This is a genomic window from Sphingobium sp. TomMM35A (assembly GCF_054771735.1).
This window is the reverse complement of sequence record NZ_BSRC01000001.1, coordinates 377,672-397,495: the sequence shown is the minus strand read 5'-3', so window position 1 is coordinate 397,495 and position 19,824 is coordinate 377,672. Positions and strand designations below refer to the sequence as shown.

The 19,824-nt window shown below is 60.5% G+C and carries 17 protein-coding genes and 3 pseudogenes; 6 read left to right on the top strand and 14 right to left on the bottom strand.

The window, feature by feature from the left end:
* Positions 1–10 precede the first annotated feature (10 nt).
* Together ACYU8T_RS02105 and ACYU8T_RS02100 are read right to left on the bottom strand one after the other, a co-directional pair.
* Complete coding sequence (locus ACYU8T_RS02105) at positions 11–1,714, bottom strand: cation acetate symporter (RefSeq protein WP_461158364.1); 1,704 nt, start codon at positions 1,712–1,714, stop codon at positions 11–13.
* Positions 1,711–2,030 (bottom strand): annotated as a pseudogene (locus ACYU8T_RS02100) (DUF485 domain-containing protein). The gene ACYU8T_RS02105 and the pseudogene ACYU8T_RS02100 overlap by 4 nt, the downstream one beginning before the upstream one ends.
* Positions 2,031–2,526: 496 nt before the next feature.
* Between ACYU8T_RS02100 and ACYU8T_RS02095 the strand changes: the two are divergent.
* Together ACYU8T_RS02095 and ACYU8T_RS02090 are read left to right on the top strand one after the other, a co-directional pair.
* Positions 2,527–2,847, top strand: a complete 321-nt coding sequence (locus tag ACYU8T_RS02095; RefSeq protein ID WP_037463930.1) for a hypothetical protein — start codon at positions 2,527–2,529, stop codon at positions 2,845–2,847.
* A 335-nt stretch (positions 2,848–3,182) separates the two neighbouring features.
* Positions 3,183–4,073, top strand: a complete 891-nt coding sequence (locus ACYU8T_RS02090; RefSeq protein WP_461158363.1) for an ankyrin repeat domain-containing protein — start codon at positions 3,183–3,185, stop codon at positions 4,071–4,073.
* 400 nt (positions 4,074–4,473) lie between these two features.
* Here ACYU8T_RS02090 and ACYU8T_RS02085 read toward each other — a convergent pair whose 3' ends face one another.
* Together ACYU8T_RS02085 and ACYU8T_RS02080 are read right to left on the bottom strand one after the other, a co-directional pair.
* Entirely contained in the window at positions 4,474–5,529 is a 1,056-nt protein-coding gene (locus tag ACYU8T_RS02085) for a DUF3616 domain-containing protein (RefSeq protein ID WP_461158362.1), read from the bottom strand.
* A 12-nt stretch (positions 5,530–5,541) separates the two neighbouring features.
* Complete coding sequence (locus tag ACYU8T_RS02080; protein ID WP_097093082.1) at positions 5,542–6,660, bottom strand: App1 family protein; 1,119 nt, start codon at positions 6,658–6,660, stop codon at positions 5,542–5,544.
* A 468-nt stretch (positions 6,661–7,128) separates the two neighbouring features.
* Here ACYU8T_RS02080 and ACYU8T_RS02075 point away from each other — a divergent pair, with 468 nt between their 5' ends.
* Positions 7,129–7,968 (top strand): TIGR02587 family membrane protein, encoded by an 840-nt coding sequence (locus tag ACYU8T_RS02075; RefSeq protein WP_097093080.1) that lies wholly within the window; start codon positions 7,129–7,131, stop codon positions 7,966–7,968.
* 11 nt (positions 7,969–7,979) lie between these two features.
* Positions 7,980–8,381 carry a hypothetical protein gene (locus ACYU8T_RS02070; RefSeq protein ID WP_097093078.1) on the top strand — a complete coding sequence of 134 codons (402 nt, stop codon included), beginning with the start codon at positions 7,980–7,982 and terminating at the stop codon, positions 8,379–8,381.
* Positions 8,382–8,756: 375 nt separating this feature from the next.
* Here the strand turns inward: ACYU8T_RS02070 and ACYU8T_RS02065 are convergent, their stop codons facing one another.
* On the bottom strand, positions 8,757–9,440 hold the full coding sequence (locus tag ACYU8T_RS02065) for a CDP-alcohol phosphatidyltransferase family protein (RefSeq protein WP_037466027.1): 684 nt from the start codon (positions 9,438–9,440) through the stop codon (positions 8,757–8,759).
* A 447-nt stretch (positions 9,441–9,887) separates the two neighbouring features.
* A pseudogene (locus ACYU8T_RS02060) lies at positions 9,888–10,719 on the bottom strand (AIM24 family protein).
* Between the two features lie 172 nt (positions 10,720–10,891).
* On the opposite strand from ACYU8T_RS02060, the gene ACYU8T_RS02055 reads away from it, so the two are divergent.
* A complete protein-coding gene (locus ACYU8T_RS02055) occupies positions 10,892–11,326 on the top strand; it encodes a VOC family protein (protein ID WP_037466032.1) in 435 nt (144 codons plus the stop codon).
* Between the two features lie 10 nt (positions 11,327–11,336).
* Here the strand turns inward: ACYU8T_RS02055 and ACYU8T_RS02050 are convergent, their stop codons facing one another.
* From ACYU8T_RS02050 to ACYU8T_RS02030, 5 genes are all read right to left on the bottom strand, one after another.
* Complete coding sequence (locus ACYU8T_RS02050; protein WP_037466034.1) at positions 11,337–11,933, bottom strand: DedA family protein; 597 nt, start codon at positions 11,931–11,933, stop codon at positions 11,337–11,339.
* A gap of 74 nt (positions 11,934–12,007) precedes the next feature.
* On the bottom strand, positions 12,008–12,292 hold the full coding sequence (locus ACYU8T_RS02045; RefSeq protein ID WP_037466036.1) for a hypothetical protein: 285 nt from the start codon (positions 12,290–12,292) through the stop codon (positions 12,008–12,010).
* Between the two features lie 3 nt (positions 12,293–12,295).
* On the bottom strand, positions 12,296–14,827 hold the full coding sequence (locus tag ACYU8T_RS02040; RefSeq protein WP_037466038.1) for a cbb3-type cytochrome c oxidase subunit I: 2,532 nt from the start codon (positions 14,825–14,827) through the stop codon (positions 12,296–12,298).
* Entirely contained in the window at positions 14,824–15,753 is a 930-nt protein-coding gene (locus ACYU8T_RS02035) for a cytochrome c oxidase subunit II (protein ID WP_369680250.1), read from the bottom strand. The genes ACYU8T_RS02040 and ACYU8T_RS02035 overlap by 4 nt, the downstream gene beginning before the upstream one ends.
* 4 nt (positions 15,754–15,757) lie before the next feature.
* Positions 15,758–16,048 (bottom strand): c-type cytochrome, encoded by a 291-nt coding sequence (locus tag ACYU8T_RS02030; protein WP_369680249.1) that lies wholly within the window; start codon positions 16,046–16,048, stop codon positions 15,758–15,760.
* On the opposite strand from ACYU8T_RS02030, the pseudogene ACYU8T_RS02025 reads away from it, so the two are divergent.
* Positions 15,983–16,768: pseudogene (locus ACYU8T_RS02025) on the top strand (c-type cytochrome); the annotation flags it as partial. The gene ACYU8T_RS02030 and the pseudogene ACYU8T_RS02025 overlap by 66 nt on opposite strands.
* A 4-nt stretch (positions 16,769–16,772) precedes the next feature.
* On the opposite strand, the gene ACYU8T_RS02020 reads toward ACYU8T_RS02025, so the two are convergent.
* From ACYU8T_RS02020 to ACYU8T_RS02010, 3 genes are all read right to left on the bottom strand, one after another.
* On the bottom strand, positions 16,773–17,444 hold the full coding sequence (locus tag ACYU8T_RS02020) for a cytochrome b (RefSeq protein ID WP_097093069.1): 672 nt from the start codon (positions 17,442–17,444) through the stop codon (positions 16,773–16,775).
* 178 nt (positions 17,445–17,622) lie between these two features.
* Positions 17,623–18,609 (bottom strand): TerC family protein, encoded by a 987-nt coding sequence (locus tag ACYU8T_RS02015; RefSeq protein ID WP_097093068.1) that lies wholly within the window; start codon positions 18,607–18,609, stop codon positions 17,623–17,625.
* An 855-nt stretch (positions 18,610–19,464) separates the two neighbouring features.
* Entirely contained in the window at positions 19,465–19,716 is a 252-nt protein-coding gene (locus ACYU8T_RS02010) for a hypothetical protein (RefSeq protein WP_461158361.1), read from the bottom strand.
* Positions 19,717–19,824 lie beyond the last annotated feature (108 nt).

Sequence of the window (19,824 nt, the reverse complement as noted above, 5' to 3'; positions counted from 1 at the left end):
CGCGAAAGTATCAGTGATCGCTCGCGGAAAAAGCTCCTATGCCAGTCTCCGCCCGCACCCGTTGCGCAGGATAGCCCGTCTTGTCGATCGCAGCGCGCCGGGAACGATCGAATAGCGAGATCAGCCAAATTGCGATGAAGCCCGCAGGCACTGAAAAGATCGCTGCTGAACTATAGGGGAATGGCGCAGTTCCGAGATCGAAGGTGTCGGTCCACACTGCTGGTGAGAGCAGAGTAAGTACAAAAGCACTCAGCAATCCGATTGTGCCGCCACATGCAGCGCCGCGTGTAGTACATCCGCTCCAAAGCAACGAGAGAATAAGCACCGGAAAATTCCCTGAAGCTGCCAGCGCGAAGGCCAGGCTGACCATGAAAGCGACATTTTGCTTTTCGAACACCAGGCCCAACAGCACCGCCATTGCGCCAAGCGCCAGGGTGGTCAGACGTGACATGCGGAGTTCGTCTGCGGACGTAGCGTTGCCGTGTCTAAATACGGTGGCATAAAGATCATGGCTCACTGCCGAGGCTCCGGACAGCGTCAACCCGGCCACGACAGCTAGGATAGTCGCAAAGGCGACCGCTGAAATGAAGCCAAGAAAGGCGTTGCCGCCGATTGCGTGCGCGAGATGGATGGCGGCCATATTGCCGCCGCCCCGCAGCGCTCCTTCTGCGTCTAGATAACTGGGCTCAGTCCCTACGAGCACGATCGCGCCGAAGCCGATGATAAAGGTGAGGATATAGAAATAGCCTATCCAGCCCGTAGCCCAGAGCACGGATTTGCGCGCTTCCTTGGCGTCAGGAACGGTGAAGAAGCGCATGAGAATGTGAGGCAGTCCCGCAGTACCCAGCATCAGCGCCAGGCCAAATGAAATGGCAGAAACGGGATCCTTGATGAAGTTGCCCGGCGCCATGATCGAGCGGCCCTGCGCCGCAGCTTCAGCTCCGTCCACCCCCTTTGCTAGCGCGGCGCCTGCTTTCACCTCTACAGCGCGAGCAAAGAGGGCCTCAAATGAAAAGCCCATATGCGCCATGACCATGAACGCCATGAAGCTCGCCCCGCCGAGCAGCAGCACCGCCTTTATGATCTGGACCCACGTCGTGGCGCGCATACCTCCGAACAACACGTAGAGCATCATGAGGACGCCGACGATCTGCACTGCCAAGGCGTAGGGGAGACCGAACAGGAGCTTGATGAGCTGTCCGGCCCCGACCATCTGCGCAATCAGGTAGAAGCTGACAACCAGCAACGTGCTGATCGCGGCGAAACTGCGAACCGGCGCTTGGGCGAAGCGATAGGACGCCACATCAGCGAAGGTATATCGGCCCAGGTTCCGCAGCCGTTCCGCCATCAGGAAGAGCAGGATCGGCCAACCGACTAGGAAGCCTGTCGAGTAGATGAGGCCGTCATAGCCATCATTGAAAATCTGTGCCGAGATGCCGAGAAAAGAGGCGGCCGACATGTAGTCGCCAGCCATAGCCAAGCCGTTCTGAAAGCCCGTGATGCCACCGCCAGCCGTATAGAAATCCGACGCAGTGCGGGTTCTCGCGGCGGCGGCTTTGGTAATCCAAAGTGTCAGCCCGACGAAGGCCACGAACATGGCAATCGCCACCCAGTTGATCGGCTGACGCTGAGCTTCCCCCTCGAGCGCCGCAGCGAATCCAGGTGCCGGCAGGAGGATCAACGGAAAAGTGAGGGCAGCCAAAGCAGCCTTCATGCGCCATGATCCTTCAGAATGTTCGCCATAGCTGCGTCAAAATGGCGATGGCGTAGACGACGTAGGTGGCAGTCAGAGCGACGGCGAGCAAGATGACACCAAGGCCGACCGGAATACCAAGAGAAGTAACGCCTCCCGCAATGGGCGTTCCCAGCAGCGCCTTGTCGAACGCGATCAGCATCAAATATCCCAGGAAGGTAAGGAAGATTATTGCCGACAACCACCAGCCGAGCCGCGAGCGACGTCTTACCAACATCACATAGCGCGTGTCGGCTGTCATAGCCGAAATCAGCGCCGCTTCCTCTCCATCGGTCATTACCGCACCCCCCCTTTGTTGCGTGACGATAGGGTTGAAGCATGGGATTGCAAGCCCGACACCCTCAAGCCGCTAAGATGACAATTTGCGCTCGCGAGCTGCGGACCGTCCGCTCTAGCCTTCGCCCGGACAAAAGCGTGTCCGAAAGTATAACCGCATCAAACCACAGAGGCGTATCTACAGTTTTCCTATTCCACATGCCGGAGAAGTCCAGCTATCTCGCATAATCAATGATCGACGGCGGAAAAACGCATCAACTAAGATCATTGATCTATTTTAGTGAATGGGTGATGTTTCATCGACGATGAGCTCGATCTCGAGAATTTTAGGAGAATGACATCCATGTGGGATCATGCTGTGCTTTTTACTTTCCCTTGACGCTTCACTTAGCTAAATCAGCCTTTTAGCAGCCTCGGCTGTTTGGGAGACTATTGGGGGATCTATGCGTTCACATGTTCGGGCCGTGGCCGTTGCTGCGGGTCTAGTCACAGTCGGGATGACCGCCGTGCCGGCTGAAGCTGGCACCGGATGCAATGGGGTGGTCAACATCTTCGTTTGGGGCTGCGCTCCGTGGGACAATAATAACGGTCCGCAATTCCCCTACCACCGTAAGAAGCAGATCGATCTGCGCGTGCCTGCAGGAGCCAAGGTTCACGTCAAAGACGGTTCGGCGGTTGTGGAATTTAACGGCCAAAAATACCCTGTTGTGGGTGGCGCAGGAGTCGTTTCCGCAGGCGGCGCCAATGTTGTCTCAGCAGGAGGAGCGAACGTCGTCTCCGCTGGCGGTGCGAACATGAAGGTCTGGGTGCAAAACTGAAGTTGCAGATCAGTTGGGCGGCGAAAATTTCCGCCGCCTTGGCTTTCGCCGGTGCCATCGCCTTATTAGCACCCCTCGCCTATGGAGTTGTGAGCATACGCTGCTGCGGGATCGACGGGGGAACCGAGATCGCCGGATGGGTGCTGATCGGTCTTCTCGTCCTCTTGGCAGCGACCGTTCTAGCGCTCTTGGTTGCAGCACTGAGCGAGTTCTGCGCCCGCGCTGTGCGACGGCGGCGCAGGAAATAGTCATGAGCGTGCGCACCCATAAGCTGCACCTCGGCGGTGGAGGCAATATAGAGGCAGTACATGCCACTTTTGGGGGAGTAGATAACTTTGTTCCGTAGTATGCTGATAGGGTTAACTGCCCTCTTTATGTCTTCTGCCGCCATTGCAGGCGATCCCTTCGATGATGCACGCTATTATCTGGGAGTTAAGCAAAATGCTGAGGCTCTGAGGATTGTGGACAGCGGTCAGTTCGATGTGAATATGCAAACCGAGGAAGGCTTCACTCTTCTTCACTATGCTGCGGATGCCGGGAACCTCGAAATGGTAAGGGCGCTCCTCGCTCGCGGTGCCGATCCAAGCCTAAAATCACGCTCGGGCAGCACGCCTTATCAGATGGCTCTGGGAACCATGGTTCAGGCTGAAATTCGCAAGGCCATGGTTAAAGCATTGACCGCAGCTGGATCAGCTGGCCAGACGGGTGGCGCTGCCGTCGGCCGCCCGCAGCCAACACAGCCTGCCGGAAACGGTATGTGCGCTATGGTTCGGTCGGAACAGGTGAATGACGGGCGGTCCCCTGCCATGCGCCCATTTCTGAAGGCCAAGGATGCGATCTGGTACAATCATCCCGACGAGCTGACCGGATTGATCGAAGACTGCGTCGGTGTTGACGATCAGGACCAATATGGGTGGACGCTGCTTCATCACGCCGCAGATCGGGATCGGGTTGCTTTGGCCAAGATCCTACTAGATCAAGGGGCCAAACGAACTATCCGCAACAAGGATGGCCAGACCGCGCCTCAACTCGCCACCTCACCCGAGATGAAGGCGCTGCTGGGAACTGCCACTGCGAAGCCTTCCACATCCAACCCGCCCGCAAGTCGAAAGGTGGAATGTCAGCAGAAATATCAGGCGGACGCGGCTCTCTCCTCCGACACGACAGGAAAGATGCGCGCCATGCGGCGGTGGCAACAGTGCCTAAACACCGGTCGTTACTGGTGAGAACTCTGTGCGCTGTAGGCGTGAGCTATTGATCGTCTTTAGCTTGCACGCGGTAGATAGCCCGCCTGTTTATTTCCCAGGGAAGGCAGACCCACGGTAGCGCACCTCAACATGATCCTAGCTTTCGAGCTGTGCCGCAGCCGAATTGCAGGGAGCGAGTCGTCGTCATCATGGGATCACTGCGAGAGGTGCCGCGGCATGAACCAATCGGCAAGCCAATGCCTAACCTCGCACCTTTGATTTTCGACCCTTTGTGGTCGTCTGGGTGCCATTCATTTGTTCTCAGCAGCGGACCTTCCGCTCACCTCCGAAATGGGAACAGCTGGCCGCGGGATGGTGCTCCGGGTCAGCCGGCACCTCCTGCAACGATTATAGCTGGTGAGCAGTCTTCCAAGCAGACCTAAAGGGGCAACTTGAAAAGATCAGCCTTCAGGATCTTACGGGCGGTATCAAGCCGCTCAACAGAAGGGCTGTCGCACACGACCAGAATTGCATTATCTTTGCTAGGCCAAAGCGCCAGACCCTCCGGATGATCGACCCCGCGCCCAAACGGCAGGTCTATCAGATGCTCTGGCCTGTGCAGCCGAACCCTTTGTTCGTGCTGCACTGGATCCTGGGCCCAGCCAACCCACCTGTAAATTGCACAGGGACCGCTCAGTCCCACCGTCGGCCCAGCAAGAATGAGGAGATCGTCGCCGCAGCGTTTGAGATCCCGGATGCCGAGCCCTTCCAAATCAAGCAGCCGCTTGGCGATGGGGCCCACCAACTCAAGCGAGCCCGACTTTTTGCCGACGATCTCCATTTCAAGAAGAACGGCATGGATTCTGATGACCGGCCCGCGCAGGCCGAGCGCAACCCGGCTCCCCAGAACGGCGACCCCCTCTACGTCGATCCCACCCTCCTTAGCCGGGATCCTGGTGAAAGGAGCAAGAAGCGGATCCTTACGCAACTGCTTGGATAGAGCATTGCCGCGCTTCGTCTGCCGCACCAGCCCGCTTCTGCGCTTCCCATCTTGGTGAATCGGGAGCCACTGCCTGCCTTGCTGCTTTAGAGGAATGCGAGCCAACAGGCATCTAGGTCGGGTGTCATTGAGGTCCGCGAGTTCGTCGAGATCGATACAGTCCTCGTTTTTCTTCCCCAGCTTTGGACGCGTGCGCGCATGGCTGCCGACGATCCACAGCCAACCATCGTCGACTGCAAGCCCTTCCAGGTCAGCTTCGTCGTCCGGATCCGCCAGGTCCAACAAACTGCTCAGCTGAAAACAGTGATGGTCTGCCCATATGCCACCCTCCAGACTGAGCCGGTCGATACCGCAACGCTCATCGGCGGCGAGGAACAGGCTGTCCCTGTAGCGGGTCGCGCCAGAGAAGTTCTGCAGGAGCTTAGTATCCTGCCCCTCGCCGAAACGAAGCTCCACCTGATCGACAGGGGTAGCCGGGTCAGACCACATGGTCATGCTAAGCGATCCTCATGGTCTCAGGTCTTTTGCGCTTATCGCCTTTGCAGCTTCCAGCGGCCGATCAAGCTCAAGCTCTTTCGCGGCTGTCAGAGCATCGTTAAAGCCCGCTCCGCAGTAGACCGGAATGCCGTCCGCCTCGATGCCGTTCAGCAACCCTGCCTTCGTTCCCTGCTTGCAGCTTCCCTCAACATCCCTGATGAACACCGCAGCCACTCTGCCGGGAAAATCTTGAACGGCGCGCGCGTATATTTCCACGTCATGCTGCCCATTATCGCCAATCAGCAAGAACCGTAATTGTGGATAGAATGAGAGGATCGCCTCGATGGCGGCCAGCTTATGTGTACCATGCGCGACCTTGAGTAGCTTGTCCCGGTCGATACCATAGTCCGTCAGGAACATCGGCCCATGCGGGATCCCGTTCAACCCCATGAACTCGGCAATGAAGCCATAGAGATTCCACGGACTGGACGACACATAGAAGAAGGGCCGGACGGGTTCCTGATGGTCATGCGCGATCATCTGGTAGAGCTTTGCTGCCCCCGGCACCGCCAGCCGGTCGTCCGGCTGATCGACCAGCACACGGCGCCAGTTCTTGACGAAATTGGTCGCACCAGTTTCGATGATTGTATCGTCAATGTCGGAAATGACGCCCCAATGATCATCCGCAGCAGGTGCCATGATGGGCACCCTGATGCTGGCCGATTGCGCCTCCTGCTCAGGCGTCCAGAGCGTCGCGCTTTCCCAGCTCGTGGCATCCGGTAGCGGCTTGTCGATCGGAAGCGCGAAGCTGAAATAGCCCTCTTCATCGGACCGCGTCTCGGCAGTCCCGCCACAAGCATGGCACCGCACGCAGACGCCGGGCACCTCCTCACTATTGTAGATCGCCATCATCGCCCGCAGTCGGGACAATGTTCCCTCGCCAGCATTGAGCGGCTCTCTGTAACGGATTACGCGGCCTGAGACACGCAGTTCATGGGCGTTGCGGTAGCCGGCATAGGTTAGCAGCCGCACTTTGCCAGCAAGGTCATCATTTTTGAAAAGCAGATCTTCGAACCGATCGATGTCGGATTCCAGACCAGCTGCTGCGGCACGAAGAAAGGTGCCTGTCAGGGAGAGCTGTTCATTCATGATTGAGCAACGAGGGGACCGTCAGCCGGTTCCGTCCTGAGCCTTTCCCCTCGATGGTGATGAACCTTACGATCCCTTCCGGCCACTCAGCCACCGGTCTTTGCCCTCAGACTCCGGACGGGCTGCTTTCGATCACCTAGCCTTCCAGCGGGTAAACTTCTGATTTCAAACCAAGGCTACCAGGGCCTCGGAGCGTCCAGGCTTGGCCTCAACCACATGGAGGGTGGGTGCGGAGCGGCTTTGGGCAATCGTGGGCCCTCGCCGCCCTCGTGCCGATCCTGCTCGACGGGCTCACCGTCGCCCCGGCCATGCGCTGGCTGGACCGCCGACAGGGACGCGACCCTGACACGGGCGAGACGGCGGCCGCTTCCGGAGCGGGGTACAAGCATCAACAAGCCAGCGCGGGCGCCGCCCCGCAAAAGGTCGTTCCTCGATCGAACCAATATTTCCAAGCGGCGTTGATCCGGCATGACGGCCTTGTGGGACAGCGATGCGAACTGGGGCTATGCACGCGGCGTTGCGCGGGCCTTGGCGGGCGCGGTGCTGTTCGGCCTACCTCTCTTGATGACAATGGAGATGTGGTCGCTCGGTATGAACGTCGAACCGCGGCGCCTCGCGCTCTTCCTGCTCGCCAATTTTCTGCTGCTGGTCATCCTGTCACGCTTTGGCGGGTTCGAACCGACCTCCAGCGTCACGGAAGATATCCTCGACGCCCTCGCCGCTTACGCCATCGGCATGGTCGCGTCGACTGCGGTCCTCTTCCTATTGGCGCTGGCCAACACCAGCATCCCGCCTGATGAAATGCTGGGCATGATCGCCATCCAGAGCATCCCCACCAGCTTCGGCGCGATGATCACCCGCAAGCAGTTCAGCGCCGGCGGCGGGGAGAGCGAAGAGGATCAGGAGGCGCGCACCGCCGGCTACGCGGGACAGTTGTTCCTGATGATGGCGGGCGCGCTGTTCCTTGCCTTCAACATCGCGCCAACGGAGGAGGTGCTGCTCATCGCGTTCAAGATGACGCCATGGCACAGCCTCGCCCTTGCGGGCGTGTCGCTGTTCGTCCTGCATGCGTTGGTGTTCAATGTCGGATTGACAGGACAGGAGGCGGCGCCGGAGGGCTATGGCGCGGGCAGGGTCTTCCTGATCTTCACCGTGCCCGGCTATGCCATCGCCATCCTTATGAGCCTTTACGTGCTCTGGACCTTCGGACGGCTCGACCATGGCGATCTGGCGAGCGTGGCCGAGAGCGCAGCGGTGCTCGGCTTTCCCGCATCCATCGGTGCGGCCATCGCGCGCCTTGTCGTTTGAGGAAGAACAGGATGGCCGACCGATCCGCCGCTCTCGACCGCACGCCGCTCCTCGAATGGATCGCGGCCGGCCTCGGCTTGCTGCTGCTTGCCGGACTACTGTTCGTGCTGGGGCGCGAGGCTCTCACCGCTGGACCGGACCAGCCGCCATCCATCACCATTCGGCAGCAGGGCGTGAAAGCCGCCGTTAATGGTTATGTCGTGACATTCGAGGCGATCAACAGCGCCGGCGGCACGGCGGCTGCATTGCAGGTGGAGGGCATGCTGGCTCGCCCGGGGCACGAGCCCGAACGAAGTGTCGCCACCATCGACTATGTGCCGGGCCATGGCCGCGCTGAGGGCGGCCTGTTTTTCGCTCACGATCCACGCGGGGCAATGCTGACTATCCGTCCGACCGGCTATCAATCGCCCTGAACGGCACCAACTGGTTCCGCCGCGCACGCAACTCATGAGGCCATGGCTGACGCGGGCAACGTAAAAATGGGGTCTGACGGCCGCCTGGCGTGGCTCCCGTTCATTAGTGAGACAACCATAGCAGCACAGTATCGGGCCGCCTCAACTTCGGTTGGCAGGTCCACTTTCCACCCTACATCATCGTCTGCGGCAACGTGATCATGCCTCATTGATCTCGTTGCAGACAAGCATCCTGATTAGTGGCAGCGACCCTTTGCGGCCGTTCAGTTGCCGATTTTCCGTTCCCAAGTGCGGCCCGTCCGCTTTGCTATTCGTGCGTCGCCGTCGATCAGAAACTGGATCATGGGGGCAGCAATATCCGCGCCGGTTCGCATGTCAGTCATTTCCCCGGTCAGACCGGGCTAAGCGCCGTCCCGTGACCAACGTCTGGATGACGAACAGCAGGATCAGGATAAGCGCTATCGCACCTACGAACAGGTCAAATCCCGACAGGACACCGAAATATCCGGGACCAGAGCCCAGGACCATCATCATCACCGTCAGCCCGATCAGCATCAGCCGCAATTCAGTGGGGCCAGCCGCCAGATAGGACAGCTTGAACTCTCCCAACACGCGAGCGGAAAGATAGGCATGGATCGACAGCAACAGATAGCCGGCCAGCGCCACCATCGCGACGTCCATGGTAACAAAAGGGCTGAGACCGATCCCAGCGAGAATCAGCAGCGTCGCGAAGCCGTCGCAGCTATGATCGATGAAATAGCCATAGGAGGGACGTTCGATCCGGCGAAAGCGCGCAATGCTACCATCCATCGAGTCCCCAAACCATTGGACAACATAGCCCGCGATGGCGAGCAGCAACCAGGATGAATGCAGATTGCTCCCGACATAGCCCAGGAAGATCATAACCGCGCCGATCATGCCCAAAGCGGTGAGGCGATCAGGCGTGACCCATGGGGGCATTTGGGCGCAGAGCCAGTTGAGTAACCGCCGTTCCTTCGCGGCAAGCCAATTTTCTTGGATTCTGGAAAGTGAGGCGGCGTTCTGTAACTCAATTGTCATAGGCCCTTATGCGGCCATCGGCTTCGAGGGGCAACGTACGAATGGCGCCTCCCGCTAAACGTCAAACGCATGGTAGATCATGTCATTTTGCAAGCCCGGCCCTTTGTCGCCGTTCCAAAGTGGGTTTCCAATTCCCAGGTGCGGACGAGCAGCTACTCGCTTTCTAATGTTCATGAGCCACTGCAGCTCGGCGCTGCGCCGGGCATTCAACCACCATTCGGAAGATAGTTGAAGCAAAGGCCTCAAATCCTGCAGCACGGCAGCGCTGCATTCCTCAATGGGCTCGTCTCGTGCATCGCTTACTGGAGTCGGGAAGTCCCGCACCATCCCCTCAAGACGCTGGCCACTGGGTCAAAGCTTGAATCCACCTCGCCCAGATGCCCGCAAGGTTCGACCATGCGCTAAGTCGCGCGTTCCGAGCAGTAACCACTGCTCCTATAGCCAGCCTTAGTTAGTGCCGCCGATCAGATCCCCTAGTCCGCCGAGTACCGAGCCCTCGCCCCTGTTCTGGCCCCCACGGCTGCCAGCCCCCGCCAGCATCCGCCCAGCCAAACAGGAGAATGGCAGGGACTGTATCCAGACCTTTGCGGGTGCCGTGAGCCGGGCGAAAAACAAACCCTCTCCTCCGAACAGGACGCTGCGGACTCCGCCAGCGCGGTCAAGGTCAAAATCTACTGTGTCGGTGAAGGCCGCGACACAGCCTGTGTCGACGTGGATCTGCTCTCCGGGTGCCAGTTTCCGCTCGACGATCGCGCCGCCCATCTGGACGAACACCCAACCGTCGCCCTCCAGCTTCTGCATGATGAAGCCTTCGCCGCCGGACAGGCCGGTCATGATCCGCTGCTGGAACTGCACGCCGATCGACACGCCCTTGGCGGCCGCGAGGAAGCTGTCCTTTTGGCAGATCAAGCGCCCGCCACATTGATCTAGTCGAATGGGCAGGATCGCGCCCGGTATCGGCGAAGCGAAAGCGACCTGGGCCTTACCCTGCCCGTCATGCGTGAACACGGTAGTGAAGAGACTTTCGCCCGTAACCAAACGCTTCCCCGCGCCCAACAGCTTGCCCGTGAAGCCGCCATCACTGGCCGCTCCCGTCACCGAACACGGTCATGCCGACGCTCGCATCCTTCCAGACCAGCGCGCCCGCTTCGGCAATAGCGCTCTCGCCCGGGTCCAGTTCGATCTCGAGGAACTGCAGCTCCTGCCCGATGATCTCAAAGTCGATGTCGTCGGCCAGGGCGGCGTTGCGATGATGCTGCCAGGGACTGGTGCTCGGCATGTCTATCACTCCTTTGAATTCGGCCGCTCATAGCGCGACTGGTTAGGCTTCGCTACGCGCAAGGCTGCCGCGGCGCGGGCGTGACATTGTTTGGGAACCTCAACGCCATGCCTCGGTTCCCGCAAGGAGCAAAAGCTTGCCGCGACAAAACTGGCGCAGGAGGAACCCGACAATGGAAGCCCAGACACTCCATCGCGGACGGCTCGTCGATCATATCCAGTTGGTGGTCAAGGATGTCGAGGCCTCGCGCAGATTCTACGGCGCCGTCATGGCCGTTCTCGGGATCCCGCTCGGCGGCAGCGCCGACGCTCATTTCTGGTATGATGAACTGTTCGTCTCCTCGCCGGACGGGCCGGAGGCTCTGGGCAAGCTGACCGGCCGCCATCACCTTGCCTTCCAGGCGAAGGACCGCGCCATGGTGGACGCCTTCCACAAGGCCGCGCTTCAGCATGGCGGCATCGATTTCGGCGCTCCGGGCGAGCGGCCCTATCATCCCGGCTATTATGCCGCCTTCGTGCTCGATCCTGATGGCAATAATATCGAGGCGGTATTTCACGGCGAGGCGGTGCGATCCGCACCCAGCGTCGCCATCAGCTTCGACGGCTGAGGCAGGGCGCTCAGCCCGGCTTGAAGCGCGCGACCCGCCAAAGATAATAGAGGAACAACACGGCCATGATCGCCATGCTCACTGGCCCCAGATAGCGGTCCACCGCTCCGAACTCCTGGCCCAGCCCGTAGCCTGCGCTGACCAGCGCCGCGTTCCACACGCCCGCACCCAGCACCGTCAGGACCATGAAGCGGAGGATCGGCATCGCGAAAATACCGGCGGGAATGGAGATGAGCGTCCGCAGGCCGGGGATCAGGTGCGCGACCGGGACCGCCCAGCTCCAATGACGGCAGAACCAGGCGTCGAGAGAGTCGATATCCTGCTTGCCAAGCGTGATCCACCGGCCATGACGGCCCGCCCATCGGCGCAGCCCTTCTTCGCCCAACCAGCGTGCGACGGCATACCAGAACAGGGCCCCGGCAAATGTGCCCGCCGTTCCTGCAAGCAGCGCGCCGATCAGGTTGAGCTTGCCTTCTCCCGTCGAATAACCGGCCAGCGGCATGATCAGTTCAGACGGGATCGGTGGGAAGATGTTTTCCAGGAACATGAGCAGGGCGATGCCGGCATATCCCATCTTCTCGACGAAATCGGTGATCCAATCGGACATTGGCTCACCGGCGCATGGGAACGGCTGTTGGCATCCCCGTCGAACGATCGGTCGGCGGTCGCGTTCCCGACATCCTAGACGATCAGGGCGGGCAATCCCTGCCAGATGATCGCAATGCCGGAAAGGCCAAGCCCGCATAGCGCGACCGTCCGCACCCACCGATCCATGCCGCTCGCCCCATCCCCTCGCTTGGCCCGCATCACCGCGAAGGCGACGCCCGCGAGGCACAGGATCGTGATGAGTCCCGTCAGCCAGTAGGAGGGCGGCTGCCCCGGAAATGCGCTGGCAGCGATATAGAGCGCGAAGAAATGGATGGTCCAAAGGATGTAGCCGCTCAGCAGCATCAGCCAACTGCGCATCGGTCAGCCCCCCACCACGCGCGTCAGGATCGCTGTGAGCGCGCCTTGCCCGGCTGCATAGGCGACGAACAGCACGCAAAGGTCCAGGCTGTTATTGCGTGGCCGCACGATCATCCCCCGGCTGTTCCGCGCCGACAAATATCCCGCCATCAGCAGGCCGATGAACGCGAGCGCCGCTTCCAGCGAGAGCAGGGCATAGATGCTCGCGCCCTGTCCGCTTGCACTCGGGCTGAGGCCGCTCCTGTTCCAGCTCCAAATATCTGCGCCGATCCCCACAGCCAGCGCCAGCGCCCCGCACAGGAACAGCACCCCCGGTGTCCACAGCTGCGTCGCCTCACGCGCCAGCATATGCCGCGACCACAGCGCCAGCCCCCCGGCGGCTCCATAGGCGGGCAAGATGAGCGCCAGCCCGCCCAAATCCGCCGGCTTTGTCCAGAAACGCGGCTGCACGCCATAAAGATAGAGAAAGCTGAACACGCCCATGACGAAAATCATACCGATCACGACCAGCAGGATCACCATCGCCCACCAGCCATGGCTCCCCGGTCCGGTGACATAGGTCGGCAGACGAATGCCCGCGCCGACGTCCACCACCTCTTGGCCGACCGGCCGATCCGTATCCCACAGCCAGCGCAGCACACAGATGATCGCGAAAATCCCGCAGGCGAAGGACGGATAATAGGCATGTATCGTCATCAGGATGAAGAAGCCCGCCGTCATCACCGCCGCCAGGAACGGCCAGACCGATGGACCGGGCATGATCTGCAGATATTGCGGCTCGGCGCGCAGCGGGCTGGTGACGATCGTCTCGCGCAGCCCTGTCGCCGAACCGGGAAGGAAGTAGCGGCCCGCCTCCACATTTTCGGCGAGCTCAGGATCGTCCCACAAAGGCTCGAGGCTCTTCACCACCGGAATGCTGCGCGTCGAATATAGGCCGGTCGGCAGCCATTCCAGCGTTCCGCCGCCATAGACATTGCCCGCATCATCATCGGTCGTGAAGCGGAAGTTGCGGGCAAGATCGATCAGGAAGACCAGCACCCCCGCGCCCATGGCAAAGGCTCCCAGGGTCGAAACGACATTCGTCACCTCCCATTCGCGGCCCGGCAAATAGGTATAAACGCGCCTCGGCATACCCATGAGCCCTGTGAGATGCATCGGCATGAAGGTGAGTTGCATACCCGTAAACGTCAGCCAGAAGGACCATTTGCCTAGCCTTTCCGACAAGGGCCGGCTGCTGGTCATCGGCGTCCAGTAATAGAAGCCCGCGAACATCGGGAACACCATGCCGCCGATTAGGACATAATGGAGGTGTGCGACGATGAAATAGCTGTCATGCGCCTGCCAATCGAACGGCACCATTGCTACCATGACGCCGGTCAGCCCTCCGATGACAAAGGTCACAAGCCCGCCCAGCAGGAACAGGGTCGGCGCGTTGAAGCGCGGTCGGCCTATCGCAAGGGTTGCGATCCACGAAAAGACCTGAATGCCCGCAGGTACGCTCACGGCCATGCTTGCCGCCGAGAAAAAGCCGACCGAGAGGTTCGGCATTCCGGTCGTGAACATATGGTGCGCCCACACGCCAAAGCTGATGAAGCCGGTGGCGAGGAAGGCAAGGACGATCAGGGCATGACCGACCAGCCGCGTACGAGCGAGCGTGGCGACCATCATCGATACGAGTCCAGAGGCGGGCAGGAAGATGATATAGACTTCCGGGTGGCCGAAAAACCAGAAGAGATGCTGCCACAGCAGCGCGTCGCCTCCCCGCGTCGGATCGAAGAAGGGCCAGTTGAAGGCGCGCTCCAGCTCCAGCAGCAAGGTGCCGAGGATCACCGAGGGAAAGGCGATCACGATCATCACCCCGAACACCAGCATGGCCCAGGCATAGACCGGCATCCGCTCCAGCGTCATGCCGGGGGCGCGGGTACGCAGCACGCCGACGATGATCTCTATCGCGCCCGCAATCGCGCTGATCTCGATGAAGCCGATGCCCAGCAGCCAGAAATCCGCGTTGATCCCCGGTGAATAGGCCATGCCGGTATAGGGCGGATACATGAACCAGCCGCCATCCGGCGCGAGACCGAAAAAGAGCGACGCGAAGAAGCACAGCCCGCCGACGAAATAGGCCCAGAATGCATAGGCCGACAGGCGCGGAAAGGGCAGGTCGCGCGCCGCCAGCATCTGCGGCAACAGCAAGACGCCGATCGCCTCCACCATCGGCACGGCGAAAAGGAACATCATGACCGTGCCATGCATGGTGAAGAACTGGTTATAGGTCTCCTGCGGCAAGACCCCTTGCAACGGCAGCGTTAGCTGCACCCGCATCACCAGCGCCAGCACGCCCGCCAGCAGAAAGAAGAGGAAGGCGGCGGCAACATAGAAGAAGCCAACATAATTATTGTTCACCGCGGTCAGTAGCTGCCAGCCGCGCGGCTTGCACCAGATTGCCTCAAGCTGCTTCAGTTCCTCGGGAGGGCGCTCCTCATTCGTCGGGAAACGGTCATAGAGGGCCGGGTCGAAGCCGGTCTCCGACCTCATTTCTGCGCCCTTACATAATCGGTGAGGGTCTGCAGCTGCGCGGCGGACAGCATCTTGTAAGGCGGCATGCGGTTGCCAGGCTTGATCGACTGGCTGTCGCCGATCCAGCCCATCATTGTCCCGCGATTATTGGGCAATATGCCTGCGCCGAGCGAGCGTCTCGATCCGGCATAGGTCAGATCCGGTCCCGCCATGCCGTTCGCATCTGTCCCCGCGATCCGGTGGCAGGCAGCGCATCCGGTGGAGCGGAACAGCGCCGCACCTTCCGCCGAACCGGCGGGACGCTTCGTTCTCCGCCCCGCCATCAGCAGCGCGAACTCGGCTGGCTCATGCGCGATCACGACAAAGCCCATCAACGCGTGCGGACCGCCGCAGTATTCGGCGCACTGTCCAGCGAACACGCCCGGCGTGTCCGCCTGTATCGGCAGGATGTTCCGCCGCCCCGGCACCATGTCGAGCTTGCCCGACAGGCGTGGCACCCAGAAACTATGGACGACATCGTTGGACTCCAGCTCCAGCAGCACCGGCTGCCCCGCCGGGATGTGCAGCTCGTTGGCGTCGATCATCGCGGGGCGCCCCTGCCCGTCCAGATAGGCGACCCGCCACCACCACATTTCGCCCGTGATCCGCACCCGCATCGCGGTGCGCGGCACCGGCTCCGTCAGGTTGCGCGTCAGGCTGAGGCCGTAGACGAGCAGCACCGTCAGCACCACCACAGGAAAGCCGATCCCGCCGATCCACACCGCTTTCGCTCCGCCCAGCTTCTTCCTGATCCGCTCTCCCCCGAACAGCGCGACCCACAAGGCGGCCAGCACAATCAACAAAACCCCGCACGCCATGGTGATCAGGATCCATGACAGAATAGTTATGGATCCTGCATAGGGCCCTGCAGGATCGAACACCGGCACGATTGATTTCTCCGGCAATTCGCTATTTCCTTCCTGCATAAAGGAAAGCCGCCACATCCCGCGCCTCGCTTTCGCTGATCGGCATCGCCGGCATTGTCGAACCCGGCACCACTGCCGGAGCATCGCGCACAAAGGCTGCCAGATTGTCAGGCCGGTTGGGCAGCCGACCCGCAATCAAGCCCTGATCGGCAAAGCCACGTAGCGACGGCCCGGCCTTTCCCTTCGGCCACCTTATTCCGCTTATCTCATGACACGCCGCGCACCCCACTCGTTCCATCACTGCCTTGCCCCTCGCCGGATCGGCCTGCGGCATATGCTGCATCTCGGCGGGAGGCGGCTTGCAGGACATCGCCAGCAACAACGTCAAGGCGTGCAACAGCCTCATGTGCCCCTTTTCGTCGCTCCCGCCGTTTTTACACTGAGGCAAGGAACCGTTGCGATGGCGAAGCGGTTCCCGTCCATGGCCTTGCGAGCCCCATTGGCGGTCGGCGTCACCCTTTTTCTCGCCGCCTGCGGATCGATAGACAGGGGGTCGGCGGACGGCTTCACCGCGACCGGCGAACTCATCGCGCTTAGCGGTGGCGACGCTGGCGCCGCTTACGCCTGCGTCGCGTGTCACGGCATTGACGGGCTGGGCAACGGGGCAGGCACGCCCAGGCTCGCTCGCCTGGATCGCGGCTATCTGACGGCCCAGATGGAAGCTTATGCGAGCGGGCGCCGCCGCCACCCTGAAATGGAAGCCGTCGCTAGAAAGCTGACGCTGGCGCAGCATGACGCCGTATCTGCTTATTACGCTGGCCTCCCCTTCGTTGCCCCATCCGGTCCAGTCAAGCGATCAGGCGAACCGGCCGCGCTCTATCAACAAGGCGATGAATCGCGCGGCCTTGCCCCTTGCGCCTCCTGTCACGGTACGCGGGGCGAAGGGGGCGGCGCCAACCCTCCCCTCGCGGGCCAGCCCGCCGCTTACCTCGCCCAACAAATGGCGCAGTGGCGCAAAAGCTTCCGCCGGAATGACGGAGAAAACGTCATGCTGCGGATCAGCCAGGCGCTTTCGCCGGCTGAATCTTCGGCTCTCGCGGCTTATGCGTCGTCTCTCCCCGGGGATCCTCCGCGTCCGGTATCTCCGGCAGCATTCCGCGCAGTACATCATGCCGATCCCAGAAATGATGCTTTAGCGCCGCAGCCACATGTAACGGAATGATCGCCAGCAACATCGTGACCAGCGCCAGATGAACATCCTCCGCCACGTCCACGATCCGCCACTGTGTCGTTAACGGCAGCTGATCGAACGGCAGCTGCGGCCAGGGAATGACGCCCGCCAAATAGAGCGGCCCCGGCTCTGCGATGGCCGACCACATGGCCCAGCCGCTCAGCGGTAGTCCGAAAAAGGCCAGATAGAACAGGTAATGCATCACATAGGCGACCTGCGTCTGCAATCCTTGGCGATCGGCGTCATTGATCGGTCCGGGTATCATTACGCGCCAGCCGAGCCGCGCGATCGCCAGCACAAGGATCGGCAAACCGACCATGCTGTGCACCTCATAGGCGCGGAGCTTCTCTCCCCCCACCCCCAACCAGCTTGCGTAGTAGCCCCAACCAAGCTGGAATAGGACCAGAAGCGCCATCACCCAGTGAAAGGCGATGCCGACGGGCGAATAGCGGCTCCGTTCCGTGTGTTTGCGTGCCCATGCGCGAAGTGCCCGTATCATGCCACGACCGCCGCAGCCCTTTCTTGTTTCAACCAGCGGACGCACTGGCCAACGCCGCGCGCCCGCAGTCCCCACGCGCCCTCGGCCAGAGTCACCTACTCTGATTATCCCACTGGTTCAATTAACGGCGGCCCCTGCCGTTCCACCGCCCGGAAGCGTCGGGGCGCCGCCCGGCACATCAGGGCACCAGCCGCTGCTTCTCCCTTCTGGTCACCCATAGCGACCATCCCACTCCGATGGCGATCAGCGCAAAACTGACTCCCAGACTCAGCGCCGGCGGGAATTTGCCGCCGTCCAGCAGGAAATCCGCCGCGAAAATCTTGCTGCCGATGAACACCAGGATCGCTGCCAGCGCATATTTGAGGTAATGGAAGCGGTGCACCATGGCCGCGAGCGCGAAATACAGAGCGCGCAGCCCCAATATGGCCATCACGTTAGAGGTGTAGACGATGAAGGTGTCGGTGGTGATTGCAAAGATCGCCGGCACGCTGTCCAACGCGAACACCAGGTCCGCGAAGTTGATGACGATAAGCGCGCAAAGCAGCGGCGTCGCGGCAACTCTGATGCGGCCGGTTTTCGGATCTGGCACATGCGCCAGGAAATGCTCGCCATGCTGTTCAGGTGCCACCCGCAAGTGACGGGAGATAAAGCCGATGATTGGATTCTTCGCCAAATCCACCGGCTTGTCGGCGCCGACCATCATCTTGATGCCGGTCAGGATCAGGAAGGCGGCAAAAAGGTAAATCACCCAATAGGCTTCGTGTAACAGTGCCGCCCCGCCCGCAATCATCAGCCCGCGCAGCACGACCACGCCCAATATGCCCCAGAGCAGCGCGCGATACTGATATTTGGCGGGAATGGCGAAATAGGAAAAGATCAGGCTGATGACGAAGACATTATCGATCGACAGCGCCTTCTCGATAAAAAATCCGGTGAAATATTGCATGCCGAGGTCGGCCCCGCGGGCCCACCATACCCACGCGCCGAATGCGCAGGCGATGCTGATGTAAAAGACGGAGAGTTTCAGGCTCTCACCGATCCCGATTGCCTTGTTCTCCTTGTGAAGGAAGCCCAAGTCGAACGCAGTCAGCGCCACCACGATGGCAAGGAATGCCATCCAGAACCAAGCAGGGGTTCCAAGCCAGTCAGCGGAGAAAAATTCCATGGGAGATGCTCCTCTTTTCAACGGCAAGGTTGACCGGAAAAGCCGCTGCGAAGAGAGGAAGGGATGAGACCAAGCCGCATTCGCACCGGATTTCCCGATGCGGTCCGACATCACGCGCCTTGAAAATCAGCGCGCCAGAGGGGCCCGGTCCGCCGGCGCATGATAGTGCCCAGCTTTCCGGCAATCAACCGTCCACTTCCCGGCAGGCTCAGGCCTATCGAGATAAACAGTGGCTTTGATGAAGTTCGCGCGACCAATGCCTCATCGGCATCAATTCATGCCGATCTTCTTCCGCCATAAAGCCGCGCGAAGCTGAAAGCCGTTTCTCGGCTTGGCTCGTTGAAGCCAATCCGCCTACGGCGCGTTACCGATACCGAAGTCGGGCCGTTAATGGGCTAATTTTCGTCGTCCAGGTGCGGAAAGTCAGCTATTTGAGCTGAGCCTCCAAAACTGCCCTTGCCGAATGACTGCGGATGACTTGACCTCCCGATTAGCGCCCGTTCTACCTCAGCCTCTATAGTTCCTTGTCAACGGCAACGCCTCGCGACGACGGCTGAGCTGAATCTGGAAATTCATATGGGCATCATGGCGGAAGGCAACGATCGCTCCTGCCAAATAGAACTGCCACATACGGAAGAAGCGCTCATCGTACATCGCGATGATCTATTCGCGTGAGGAAATGACTCGTTGATACCAATGTGAAAGTGTCTGGGCATAATGGAGGCGAAGCACCTCCATGTCCGTGATCCAGAGCCGCGCATCTTCGATGGCCGACGCAATTTGGCTTAACGCGAGGACATAGCACCAGACCGCATCCGTCTCGGTCGTCCCGACTGACTTCGACGATCGGTCCGATCAGTATCGCAGGCTGATCGTTCCCAATATTGGTCGGGGCGCGCTGTAGCGGGATTGGTCGAAGGTGAGCGCCGTTAGATATTTCGCGTTATTCACATTGCGCAGATTGATGCCGACCGACAGGTGCCGCGTCAATTCATAGCGTGTCATTAAATCGATCTGGGCAAAACCGCCTTGATCCAGCCGGATCGGCAGCGCAGTGGTGTCCGAAACGCCGCCGGGTTTGAAATAGAAGCTGCTTTGATACTGCATCGATGCGCCGAGCTTGTTGCGTGCACTTTCCTTGCGTACATGCTGTCGCCACTACCCCGGTGCAGCAGACGGGCTCAAACGTCGCTCAAACTCGCCCGTCCATATCAA